Here is an 11,822-nt window from a genome sequence, read left to right as displayed (position 1 = left end):
CGACATCCTGACCCCCGCCCTCGGTGAATCCGTCACCGAAGCCACCATCGCCAAATGGACCAAGAAGGTCGGCGACGCGGTCAAGAAGGACGAACTGCTGGTCGAACTGGAAACCGACAAGGTCTCGCTGGAGGTCGTGGCCCCGGCCGACGGCGTCCTGGGCGCCATCAACGCCGCCGAGGGCGACACGGTCGTTCCGGGCACGGTCCTGGGTTCCGTGACCGAGGGCGGCGGCGCCGCCGCCGCTCCGGCCGCCGCCCCCGCCAAGGCCGCCAAGGGCGAGGCCAAGCCGGCCCCGGCCGCCTCGGCCAAGCCCGCGGAAGCCGCCGCCATCGACATCACCGTGCCGGTCATGGGCGAAAGCGTCGCCGAGGGGTCGATGGGCAAGTGGCTCAAGAAAAACGGCGATGCGGTCAAGAAGGACGAACTGCTGGTCGAGATCGAGACCGACAAGGTCGCCGTCGAAGTCTCGTCGCCCGCCGACGGCGTCCTGACCATCGCCGCCGACGAAGGCGCGACCGTCACGCCGGGTCAGAAGATCGGTTCGGTTTCGGGCTCGGGCGCCTCCGCCGCCCCGGCCGCCGCCGCCCCGGCGGCGTCTCAGGCCGCCGCCGCGCCCGCCAACACCGGCTCGGCCCAGGTCGGCCGGAACGACGCCCTGTCGCCCGCCGTCCAGCGGGTGGTCGCCGAAAACAACCTGGACCCCAAGGCCATCAACGCGACGGGGCCCAAGGGCAACATCACCAAGGGCGACGCCATCGCCGCCATCGGCCAGGCTCCTGCCGCCGCCCCGGCCGCGCCTGCCGCGCCTGCCGCTCCCCGCGCCGACCACCGTCGCCTGAAGGAATCCCAGAACACGGCCGCCCAGCTGACCACCTTCAACGAGGTGGACATGACCAACGTCATGGCCCTGCGCGCCCAGTACAAGGACGTGTTCGAAAAGCGCCACGGCGTGAAGCTGGGCTTCATGTCCTTCTTCACCAAGGCGGTCGTCGCGGCCCTGCACGAAATCCCGGCCGTCAACGCCGAGATCGACGGCACGGACATCATCTACAAGAACCACTACGACATCGGCGTGGCCGTCGGCACCGACAAGGGTCTGGTGGTTCCGGTCCTGCGCGACGCCGACACCCTGTCGCTCGCCGGCATCGAAAAGGGCATCGGCGCCCTGGGCAAGGCCGCCCGAGACGGCGCCCTGACCATGGATCAGATGCAGGGCGGCACCTTCACCATCACCAACGGCGGCACCTATGGCTCGCTGATGTCGACGCCGATCCTCAACGCCCCGCAGTCGGGTATCCTGGGGATGCACAACATCGTCCAGCGCCCGATGGCCATCAACGGCGAGGTCAAGATCCGGCCGATGATGTATCTGGCCCTCAGCTACGACCACCGGATCGTGGACGGCAAGGAGGCCGTGACCTTCCTGGTCCGGGTCAAGGAACTGCTGGAAGACCCGCAGCGGGCGCTTCTGGACCTGTAAGTCACGAAGGGGCGGCCGGTTCGGTCGCCCCCTTTCGTTTCGACCGAAAGGCCTCGCCGATGCTGACCCTCTACACCTCGCCCGGCTCGTGCAGTCGCGCCAGCCATATCGCGCTGGAAGAGGCGGCGCTGGATTATCGGCCGCGCTTCGTCGATTTCGCCAAGGCCGATCAGACCAGGCCCGATTTCCTGGCCGTCAATCCCAAGGGGCGGGTGCCCGCGCTCGTCTCCGACCGCGGCGTCCTGACCGAGGGCCCGGCCATCCTGGCCTATGTCGCGGCCCTGGCGCCGGAGGCCGCCTTGGCGCCCGCCGATCCGTTCGACTTCGCCCGGATGCAGGCCTTCAACCTCTATCTGGCTTCGACCATCCACGTCGCCCACGCCCACGGTCGCCGCGCCGCTCGCTGGAGCGACGATCCCGCCGCTCAGGCCAGCATGGCCGCCAAGGTGGCCCAGAACATGGGCGCCGGTTTCGAACTGATCGAGGCGGGCCTGACGGGCGACTGGGTCATGGGCGACGCCTATTCGGTCGCCGACCCGTATCTGTTCGTCTTCTCGGGTTGGCTGGACGGCGACGGGGTCGACATCGCCCGCTTCCCCCGCGTCGCCGCCCACTTCCGGCGAATGTCGCAGCGTCCTGCCGTCCAGCGCGTCCTGGCCTGGGAAGCTGAGCGGGCGCGCTGAAATACCAACGGTTGTGTCTTTGCGGCGTCGGTCCGCCAGCATCGTCGCGGCCGTTTGATTTAACGCATTTCAGGTCGCCCGATTTCATGGCCTTATTCTCGCCATGGAGTGGGCGGCGCGCGCGATCGGGGTGTTTTACGTCTTGGGCGGACTGATGCTTCTGTATCAGGCCTGGCTCAACTGGCGGCTCCAGCAGGCCTTGTCGGGGCTGGTGTCGACATCGTTCGACGACCATCTGGCGGACGGGGTGATCGCCCTGGGCGGGCTGCTGGTCCTGGCCTCGGGGCTTGCCCTGGCCGCGCTCAGCGCTTGGGCCGTCGTCGCCTTCCTGGCGGGCTGGACGATCCAGGCGGCCTATCTGCTCTGGGCCAATCGCGCCTATCCGAACGACCCGGCTGCAGCCGGTCGGCGACGCGCGGTCCATGCTTTCGCGGCCTATACCGCCGCCACCGCCCTGGTCCTGACGATGCCGCTGATGGGCGTGCTGGGCTGACGGTTCAGCCGAACTCGGCTTCCAGGTCGGCCAGTCGCGCCGCCTGGTCCTCGGCGATCAGGGCGTCCAGCAGCGGGTCGATATCGCCTTCCAGGATTTGCGGCAGGCTGTGCAGGGTCAGGCCGATCCGGTGGTCCGTCACCCGCCCTTGCGGGAAGTTGTAGGTCCTGATCCGTTCCGAACGGTCGCCCGACCCGACCTGGGACTTGCGCGAATCCGCCCGGGCCAGATCCTTGGCCTGCCGCTGCATGTCATAGAGGCGCACCCGCAGGTTCTTCATCGCCTTTTCGCGGTTCACGTGTTGGGACTTCTCGGAGCTGGTGGCCACGATCCCGGTCGGCAGGTGGGTGATCCGCACGGCCGAATCGGTCTTGTTCACGTGCTGGCCGCCCGAGCCGGAGGCGCGGAAGGTGTCGATGCGGATGTCCTTGTCCTGGATATCGATCTCGACGTCCTCGACCTCGGGCAGGACGGCGACAGTGGCGGCCGAGGTGTGGATCCGCCCGCCCGCCTCGGTGGTCGGCACCCGCTGGACCCGGTGCACGCCGCTTTCGAACTTCAGCCGGCCGAACACCCCCTCGCCGGTGACGGTGGCGATGATCTCCTTATAGCCTCCGGCGTCGCCCTCGGTCGCCGAATCCAGCTCGATCCGCCAGCCGCGCGCGGCGGCGTAGCGCGAATACATCCGGAACAGGTCGCCGGCGAACAGGGCGGCCTCGTCGCCGCCCGTGCCGGCCCGCACCTCCAGCACGGCCGAGGCGTTTTCGTCGGCGTCGCGCGGCGCCAGCAGAAGGGCGACCTCGCGCTCCAGTTCGGGCAGCCGCTCGGTCAGGGCGGCCAGTTCGTCCTCGGCCATCGCCGCCATTTCGGGATCGGCCGTCATGGCCTTCAGATCGTCCATCTCGGCGCGGGCGCGCGCCAGGCCCTGGACGGCGTCGGCCACCGGCTTCAGCTCGGCGTGTTCCTTGGACAGGCGGACGATCTCGGCCCCGTCGGCGGCCGAACCCATTCGCGCCTCCACCTCGTGGAAACGGTCGAGCACCTGATCGAGACGGGCCTGGGGCAGTCGCAAGTTCTAGTCCCTCTGGTGGAGGGGCTGGTCTCTACTCCCTGCGGGCGGCGCCTGTCGATGCCGCAAGCGCCGGAAGGCGCGGCGGCGCAGGCGCTGCGCCTGCGAATGGGCGATCAAGGCCGGCGCCGCCTTTGTGATCCCCGATAACGATGGCGTCAGTCGTGGTTACGAACGGCGGCCCGACCGTTTAGCTGGCTGTCTGACCAGCGTGAGGAGCATGCCTTGTTCGATCGACCCGCCGTTTCGGAAACCGCACCTCAGGGCCGGGCCGCGTCCGCGGACCTGGTCTCGGACAGCGTCGAACGTCTGTGCCGCCTCTATGACAGCCGCCTTGCCGAGACCGGCGGCGCCCTGTCGCCGGAAGACGCCAGGGAGTTGAACGCCATGGCCGCCATCTACGATCTGGACACCGACCGGCCCGCCGCAGAGGTATGGAAGGACTTGCGCGCGGTCGTCACGCGCCAGCAGCCGGAGGTCGACCCGCGCACCGCGCCGCACGCCGACGCGCGCCCCCTGACGCTGCTGGTGGTCGAGGACGATGCGGACGCCGCCGCCTCCTTGACCGAACTGTTGTCCGAGGCCGGTCACAGCGTCGTCGGCCCCTTCCACAACGCGGCCGCCGCCGAGGCCGCCGCGGCGTTGCATTCCATCGACGCCGCCCTACTGGACATCAATCTGTCGGGCGAAATGACCGGGGTGGAGCTGGCCCAGGTGCTGACGGCGCGCTGGGACGTGCGGGTCGTCTTCGTCTCCGGCGACGTGGCCGCCGCCGCCCGGCACGCCGACATGGCCGAGGCCCTGGTGCTGAAGCCCTACAACGGGGCCCAGATCCTGGAGGCCGTGGCCCGGATCGGCCAGGCGGCCTGACGGATGGATCGGCCGGGCGATGGCGTCTTGCGCCCGGGGCGGCGGCGCGCGATCACAGGCCATGCTGTCCAATCGGTCCCGCTACGCCCTGCGCGCCATGGTCCATCTGGCCGGGCTGCCCGGCGGCGGCCCCGCGACCATCGCCGAGATCGCCGAGGCTGCCGCGGCCCCGCGCAAGTTCCTGGAGGCCATTCTGCTGGACTTGCGGCGTCAGCGGCTTCTGATGTCCAGGCGGGGTCGATCGGGCGGCTATGCGCTGGCGATCCCGGCCGACGCCATCAGCTTCGCCGATGTGATCCGCGCCCTGGAAGGGCCCCTGGCCTTGACGCCTTGCGCCTCGCGCACCGCCTACGGCCCGTGCGAGACCTGCCCGGACGTCGAAACCTGCCCGCTTCAGCCGGTCCTGCGCGACGGACGCGACGCCCTGGCCTCGGTGTTCGAGGCGCGAACGCTTCTGCAAGCCGCCGCCAAAACTTCTCCTATTGACCCGCTAGGGAAATAAACCGCACCGTCCGCGCGTCTCAGGGGCCGCAATGCAAGATTTCCTTCTCTTCCTCGCCGTCGGGTTCCTGGCGCAGATCGTCGACGGCGCCCTGGGCATGGCCTATGGGGTGATCTCCTCCACCGTCCTGCTGTCGTTCGGCGTGCCGCCCGCGCCCGCCTCGGCCAGCGTTCACGCCGCCGAGGTCTTCACCACCGCCGCCTCCGCCGGTTCGCATACCGTCAACAAGAACGTGAACTGGAAGCTGTTCACGCCGCTGGCCCTGGGCGGCGTGATCGGCGGCGGGCTGGGGGCCTTCGTGCTGACCAGCATCGACGGCGACGTGCTGAGGCCGTGGATCACCGCCTATCTGGCCGTCATGGGTCTGGTCATCATCTGGCGCGCCACCCGCCAGACGCGCGAGCGGATATTCCCGCCCAGGTTCGCCGGGCCGCTGGGCCTGATCGGGGGCTTCTTCGACGCCATCGGCGGCGGCGGCTGGGGGCCGAGCGTCACCACCACCCTGGTCGGCACGGGCCAGGACCCGCGCGCCTCGATCGGCACCACCAACACGGCCGAGTTCTTCGTCACCTCGGCGATTTCCGCCACCTTCCTGGCCGCGCTGCTGACCGGCCACTGGGAACAGGCCGAGGGCATCTCCACCCATGCCATGGCGGTGCTGGGCCTGATCGTCGGCGGCCTGATCGCCGCCCCCCTGGCCGGGATCGTCGCCCGCATCGCGCCCCGCCGCGCCCTGACCTACGGGGTCGGCTTCGTGGTCCTGATCTCCGCCGGCTACCAGGCCCTGCGCCTGTTCAAGGTGATCTGACGCTCACGCTCGGTTGCAAGCGGCGCATTTCAGGATATGTTCGCCTTGCGCAGTTTTCGCGCATGGGGCTTATCATGAAGATTCAATATGTTGGCGCGGCTTTCGCTGCGCTCTGCGTCAGCGGTTGCGTGTCGTCCGGCAGCGGAGACACCATCCTCGCCATACCGCGTGAACAGGCTGCAGCGATGTCGGTGGGACAAATCGTTCTCACCGGCCGCCCTGAAAACGTGTCGGAAGATTTCGAACAGGTCTTCGCCACTCAGGTCCGTCAGGAAACCGATCGTTGCGCCACGGGCGCGACGCCTCTGCGGCTGGAGGTTCGAGTGACGGAGTTCAAGAAGGCCAACCCGGCCATGACGTTCCTGGTCGGCGATTCCAACGTGATCAAGGGCCAAGCCGTTCTGATCGACCCCGCGACGGGACGAAAGGTGGCCGACTTCGATATCACGCGCTCGGTCGGCGGCGGCGGGCTGATCGCGGCCGCCGGCATGAGCCAGGCCGAAGAACAGATGACCGAGGCCTTCGGCAAAGAAATCTGCAAGCGGGCGTTCGGCGCCTGATCGTCGGCGGGGGCGCGCCGGGCGCGCCCCCGTCTTTCCATCTCAGCGGGCCAGGGCCGCGACGAAGGCCGGATCGGCCATCAGTTCCTTGAGGGCGAGGCTCAAGGCCTGCGACAGGGTCGTGGCGGCGTTTCCGCCATTGGCCAGTTGCACGGTCCGCTCGGCCTGCCCGGCGATCGCCCGGCGATAGACTTCCGCGCCAGACGCATTGGTCACAGTGACGGTCAGGCCGACGTCGGCCTTGGACTTGCCCGCCAGCATCCCGACCGAAAAGTCGTTGTAGAAGGTCGTAACCTCGGCATTCACTCGCGCGCCTGTGTCGCCTACCTGATAGCCGCGCTGACGCAATTCGGCGGCGATGGCGTCGCGCACGATATCCGTCACTTCGACCTGAGACCGGATCGCGGCCATCTCCATGCCGTAGCCGTTGATCTGGACGCCGATGCGCGCGCGGTTTTCAGTGCGGGCATCGCTGGACGCCACGGTGACGTGGATGTTTTGAGCGCCAGGCGTGGCGGCGGCCGTGCTGACGGCATAGGGCACCGGAACGATGTCTTCCGACGTGGCGCAGGCGCCAAGGCCCATCAGACCGGCCAAGGCCAAGCCGGCGAAGATGTTCGCTTTCATTGATTTTCCCCCAAGGAAACTAAGAGAATCGGCCAACGCCGATCGCCCGTTTCTAGCGCGGGGAATGTGAAGGGTGCTACCCGGCGCTGCGGATCGCGGCCTATTCCGCCGCCTGAAGCTCCGCCGCTCGTCGTTGGCCTGTTTGTGGGCGATCTTGCCGTTCAGATAGATCATGCCCGCGCCCTTGCCGCCGCCGGTGAAGCCGATGTCGGTATAGAGGGCCTCGCCGGGTCCGTTCACGACGCAGCCGATCACCGACAGGCTCATCGGGGTCGAGATATGGGCCAGTTTCTCCTCCAGCACCGCCACCGTCTCGATGACGTTGAAGCCCTGGCGGGCGCAGGACGGGCAGGCGATGATGTTGACGCCACGGTGGCGCAGGCCCAGCGATTTCAGGATGTCGAACCCGACCTTGATCTCCTCGACCGGATCGGCGGCCAGACTGACGCGGATGGTGTCGCCGATCCCGGCCCACAGCATCGACCCCAGGCCGATGGCCGACTTGATGGTGCCGGTGCGCAAGGGGCCCGCCTCCGTCACGCCCAGGTGCAGGGGGCAGTCGATGGCCTCGGCCAGCTGCTGATAGGCCGCGACGGTCAGGAAAGGGTCGGACGCCTTCACCGAAATCTTGAACTCGTGAAAGTCGTTGTCCTGGAGGATACGGGCGTGGTTCAGCGCGCTCTCGACCATGGCGTCGGGGCAGGGCTCGCCGTATTTCTCCAGCAGCTCCTTTTCCAAAGAGCCGGCGTTGACGCCGATCCGCATCGAGCAGCCGTTGTCGCGCGCGGCCTGGATCACCTCGCGCACCCGGTCGGGGCTGCCGATATTGCCCGGATTGATGCGCAGGCAGGCGGCGCCGGCCTCGGCGGCCTCGACGCCGCGCTTGTAGTGGAAATGGATGTCGGCGACCAAGGGGACCCTGGCCTCGCGCGCGATGGTGCGAAACGCCGCCGTTGATTCCACGTCGGGGCAGGAGACGCGCACGATGTCGGCCCCGGCCTCCTCCAACTGGCGGATCTGGTTCAGGGTCGCCGCCGCGTCGGACGTCGGCGTATTGGTCATCGACTGGACGCTGATCGGGGCGTCGCCGCCGACCAGGACCGAGCCGACGCGGATCTGGCGGCTCTTGCGGCGCTCGATATGGCGCCAGGGTCGGACGTGGGTGTGGTCGCTCATGACTGGATCATATAGGCCGATGATGACGGCGGGACCACGGCCGACCGATCAGTTCGGCGCGCGCGGCGTCGCGGCTGGCGCGGACCCCGGCTGAGGCGTCGCCGTCGCGGCCTGGGCGCGGACCGCCTGGGCCTGGATCTGGGCCTGGATCTGGGCCTGGACCTGGGCGCGCGCCTGGGCGGCGGCCAGCTGTTTGGCGGCCTGGTCGGCGCGGCTGTTCAACTGGGCCAGCGGCGTCAGCACCCCGGCCAGCGGCCCGCCGTATTCCCCGTTCAGATAGACGTCGAAGGCGGCCGGATCAGACACGTCGACGGTGGCGGCGACGCCGATCGGCGCCCGCCAGGCCTCGCCCGGCGCCATCTGGCGCGCGAACAGCGCCTGTCCATCGCCCAGGCGCACGACCAGGGCGCCGGCGGTGCGGGCCTGGATCACGACCATCGAGGCGTTGGCCGGCGCGCCATAGACGGCGCCGCGCGGGTTGAAGGCCTTCTGAACCGGCTCGGGATGGGCGGCGGCGGCCACGGCGGCGGGGTCCGCCGGATCGACGCCGGTCAGTTCCGCCTCCAGTCCGCGGGTGATGTAGGGGGCGGGCGTGGTCTGGTCGGGCGGCGCGGCCATGGGGGCGCTGAGCGTGAACCGGGGGTCGGGCGCGTCCCCCCCGGCCCAGGTCCGGGGCGTCATGGCGATGTCGGAGGGATGGGCGGCCTGGCGCAGGCTGACCCGCTGGAACACGTTCCAGCCGATCACGGCCAGGATCAGGACCGCGATCCCGGCGACGATGCGGGGCGAGTGGCGGCGCACGTCCTGGAAGGCCACGCCGATCGGCGCCTTCAGGGGAACCGAGGTGTCGGGGCTTTCCTGCTTGAACCGCTCGACCGCCAGCTGCTCGTCCAGGGCCAGGGCCGAGGCGTAGGCCCGCACATAGCCCAGGGCGAAGACGCGCGAGGGCAGGGACGACCAGTCCCCCTGTTCCAGGGCGGTCAGGAAACGGCGATGCACCTTGGTCTCGGCGGCCAGCTCGGCCATCGACTTGCCCGACCGCTCGCGCGCCTGGCGCAGGCCCTCGCCGAATGTGGCGGCCTCGGCGAAGGCGGCGGCCGGGTCCGCCCCCTCCGCAGGGGTCTTCAACGCATCGGGGCCGATCCCCGCATTCGACGCCATCAGGCCTGACCCTTGTCCGGGAAGGGACCGTTTCGAAACGGCCGTGCAACAGCCGCCGGGATAGACGATTGCGCCATCGCCAGCAACGCCGCCGACGCCGCGCCTTCGCGCTCAGACCGAGACGTTCAGCTTGCGCGCCAGGGATTCGATCTCGTTCCTGACCGAGCCGGTGGACAGGTTCAGCAGATTGGTCATGCCGCGCCGCGCCGCCGTCAGGTCCGCCGACAGGATCATCCGCTTGACCGGACCGACGCCGCCCGCCGGAGCCGACAGCCGGGTGAAGCCCAGGGTGATCAGCGCAAAGGCCTCCAGCGGCCGCCCGGCCAGTTCGCCGCAGATCGAAACCGGCGTTCCGGTGTCGGCGCAGGCCTTCTGAATGGTCTGCAGCGCGCGCAGGGTCGGCGGCGACAGGGGGTCGTAGCGGTCCGACACCAGCGGATTGGTCCGGTCGGCGGCGTACATGTACTGGAACAGGTCGTTGGTGCCGATGGAGACGAAGTCCGTCAGCGGCAGCAGGGCGTCCAGGTGCCACAGCAGCGACGGGCATTCGACCATGGCCCCGACCCGCAACAGGGCCGGCAGGGCCCGTCCGCGCCGCCGGGCCCAGGCGCATTCGACATCGACCAATTCGCGCGCGGCCCGGAACTCGTCCACCGTGGCGATCATCGGGAACATGACGCGCAGCTCTCGTCCCGCCCCCGCCGCCAGCAGCGCGCGCAGCTGCATCCGCAACAGCGACGGCCGATCCAGGCCCAGGCGGATGGCGCGCCGGCCCAGCGCCGGATTTTCCTCCCGCTCGGCCTCCAGATAGGGCAGCACCTTGTCGCCGCCGATATCCAGGGTGCGGAAGGTGACGGGCCGGTCGCCGGCCGCGTCCAGCACCAGTTTGTAAAGCGCCGTCTGGGCGTCCAGCCGGGGCAGTTCGTCCGACACCATGAACTGGAATTCGGTGCGGAACAGGCCGATCCCCTCGGCTCCCGTCTCCTTCAGGTTCTCCAGGTCCACCGCCAGGCCGGCGTTGGTCAACAGGCTGATGCGCTGGCCGTCCAGGGTCATGGCCGGGGTGTCGCGCAGCTGGGCGAACTCGGCCCGGCGCTGGTCGCGCACGGCCATGCGCGACTGCACCGCTTCCAGCATGTCGGGGCGGGGCCGCAGATAGGCCTCGCCCGTCTCCCCGTCGGCGATGACGATGTCGCCCTCGGACAGGCGGTCGCGCAGCCCCATCAGCCGCCCGACGCAGGGAATCTGCAGCGCCCGCGCCACGATGGCGGCGTGGCTCGCGGCCGAACCTTCCTCCAGCAACAGCCCCTTCAGCTTGTCGCGCGGATATTCCAGCAGATCGGCCGGCCCCAGGTTGCGGGCCACCAGTATGGCGTCGTCGGGCAGTTCGCGCTCGCCCGGCTTGTCGCCCGCCAGCACCCTCAGCAGCCGGTTGGCCAGGTCCTCGAAATCGTGCAGCCGCTCGCGGATATAGGGATCGCGCGCCTGGGCGAAGCGGGCGCGGTGTTCGTTGCGCACCCGGTCGACGGCCGCCTCGGCGGTCAGGCCGTTGCGCACCGCCTCTTCCAGCGACCGGTTCCAGCCCCGGTCGTCGGCGAACATCCGATAGGTCTCCAGCACCTCGAACGAGGGGCCGGCCAGGCCCTGGCCCTTGTCCAGCATGACGTCCAGCCCGGTCTTCAGCGTGGCCAGGGCCAGCTTGAGCCGCGCCTCCTCCATGGCCGGATCGTCGGACAGCAGCCGTTCGGGGGCCAGCGGCGCCTCGTGCAGCACGACCCGACCGAAGGCCAGGCCGTCGGCGAATTTCTGACCCTTCAGCCGCTCGGGCCGGTGGGGCGCCAGTTCGACGTCGCGCAGCTCGTCCTGGGCCAGCAGTTCGCCGGACGCCACCGTCTCGGACAGGACCATGGCGATGGTCTGGATGTCCTCGACCTCTTCCTCGTCGTAGCGCCGCTCGGTGCGGTTCTGCACGACCAGGACGCCGATGGCCCGCCCGCCGCGCAGCAGCGGCGCGCCCAGGAAGGCGTGATAGGGGTCTTCCCCCGTCTCGGGCCGATAGGAGAAGGCCGGATGCGACGGCGCGTCCGACAGGCTGATCGGCTGGGCCATGCGCGCCACCTCGCCCACCAGACCCTCGCCGGGGCGCAGGCGGGTGTTGTGGACGGCGTCGGGGTTCAGACCCTCGGTGGCGAACAGCTCCAGCTCGCCCGAGGCGCGGCGCAGATAGATGGAGCAGACCTCGGCGACCATCGACCGGGCGATGATGCGGACGACCATGTTCAGCCGGTCCTGCGCCGGCGTGGCGCCCGCGCCCGCCCCGCCCAGAGCCTCGCGGATCTGGCGCAGGAGGATCCTGGGTCCCCTGGTCATCGCGCCGCCTGCCGGCATCA

Annotated in this window: 11 protein-coding genes and 1 pseudogene; 7 read left to right on the top strand and 5 right to left on the bottom strand. The window is 69.6% G+C overall.

Going from position 1 to position 11,822, the window contains the following annotated elements:
* The 3 genes from sucB to DI624_RS13565 form a co-directional block, all read left to right on the top strand.
* Positions 1–1,483, top strand: a 1,483-nt coding sequence (gene sucB, locus DI624_RS13575) for a dihydrolipoyllysine-residue succinyltransferase (protein ID WP_291539515.1), incomplete at its 5' end; no start/stop codon positions are given.
* A gap of 59 nt (positions 1,484–1,542) precedes the next feature.
* The gene (locus tag DI624_RS13570) at positions 1,543–2,166 is read left to right on the top strand and encodes a glutathione S-transferase family protein (RefSeq protein WP_291539513.1); all 624 of its coding nucleotides are present in this window, start codon (positions 1,543–1,545) and stop codon (positions 2,164–2,166) included.
* 154 nt (positions 2,167–2,320) lie between these two features.
* Entirely contained in the window at positions 2,321–2,659 is a 339-nt protein-coding gene (locus tag DI624_RS13565; RefSeq protein WP_291539511.1) for a hypothetical protein, read from the top strand.
* A gap of 4 nt (positions 2,660–2,663) precedes the next feature.
* Here the strand turns inward: DI624_RS13565 and prfA are convergent, their stop codons facing one another.
* Positions 2,664–3,731, bottom strand: a complete 1,068-nt coding sequence (gene prfA, locus DI624_RS13560) for a peptide chain release factor 1 (protein ID WP_291539509.1) — start codon at positions 3,729–3,731, stop codon at positions 2,664–2,666.
* A gap of 222 nt (positions 3,732–3,953) precedes the next feature.
* Between prfA and DI624_RS13555 the strand changes: the two genes are divergently transcribed.
* The 4 genes from DI624_RS13555 to DI624_RS13540 all read left to right on the top strand — a co-directional run bounded on the left by DI624_RS13555 (position 3,954) and on the right by DI624_RS13540 (position 6,468).
* Positions 3,954–4,598 carry a response regulator gene (locus DI624_RS13555; protein ID WP_291539507.1) on the top strand — a complete coding sequence of 215 codons (645 nt, stop codon included), beginning with the start codon at positions 3,954–3,956 and terminating at the stop codon, positions 4,596–4,598.
* A gap of 61 nt (positions 4,599–4,659) precedes the next feature.
* Positions 4,660–5,100, top strand: coding sequence for an Rrf2 family transcriptional regulator (locus DI624_RS13550; protein WP_291539520.1), 441 nt, complete (start codon positions 4,660–4,662; stop codon positions 5,098–5,100).
* Between the two features lie 31 nt (positions 5,101–5,131).
* Positions 5,132–5,908: a sulfite exporter TauE/SafE family protein gene (locus tag DI624_RS13545; RefSeq protein ID WP_291539504.1), complete on the top strand. Its 777-nt coding sequence runs from the start codon at positions 5,132–5,134 to the stop codon at positions 5,906–5,908.
* Between the two features lie 185 nt (positions 5,909–6,093).
* Entirely contained in the window at positions 6,094–6,468 is a 375-nt protein-coding gene (locus DI624_RS13540; protein ID WP_291539501.1) for a hypothetical protein, read from the top strand.
* A 42-nt stretch (positions 6,469–6,510) separates the two neighbouring features.
* On the opposite strand, the gene DI624_RS13535 is transcribed toward DI624_RS13540, so the two are convergent.
* The 4 genes and pseudogenes from DI624_RS13535 to ptsP form a co-directional block, all read right to left on the bottom strand.
* Positions 6,511–7,053 carry a YajG family lipoprotein gene (locus DI624_RS13535; protein WP_291539519.1) on the bottom strand — a complete coding sequence of 181 codons (543 nt, stop codon included), beginning with the start codon at positions 7,051–7,053 and terminating at the stop codon, positions 6,511–6,513.
* 171 nt (positions 7,054–7,224) lie between these two features.
* Positions 7,225–8,271, bottom strand: a pseudogene (gene ispG / locus DI624_RS13530) (flavodoxin-dependent (E)-4-hydroxy-3-methylbut-2-enyl-diphosphate synthase); the annotation flags it as partial.
* A gap of 48 nt (positions 8,272–8,319) precedes the next feature.
* The gene (locus tag DI624_RS13525) at positions 8,320–9,432 is read right to left on the bottom strand and encodes a helix-turn-helix domain-containing protein (protein ID WP_291539499.1); all 1,113 of its coding nucleotides are present in this window, start codon (positions 9,430–9,432) and stop codon (positions 8,320–8,322) included.
* Between the two features lie 111 nt (positions 9,433–9,543).
* Positions 9,544–11,820: a phosphoenolpyruvate--protein phosphotransferase gene (ptsP, locus tag DI624_RS13520; RefSeq protein ID WP_291539517.1), complete on the bottom strand. Its 2,277-nt coding sequence runs from the start codon at positions 11,818–11,820 to the stop codon at positions 9,544–9,546.
* Positions 11,821–11,822: the final 2 nt, after the last annotated feature.

It is taken from the genome of Brevundimonas sp., assembly GCF_003248455.1.
GTDB lineage: Bacteria > Pseudomonadota > Alphaproteobacteria > Caulobacterales > Caulobacteraceae > Brevundimonas.
The sequence above is the reverse complement of the archived record's forward strand: the minus strand, read 5'-3'. Positions and strand labels throughout refer to the sequence as shown.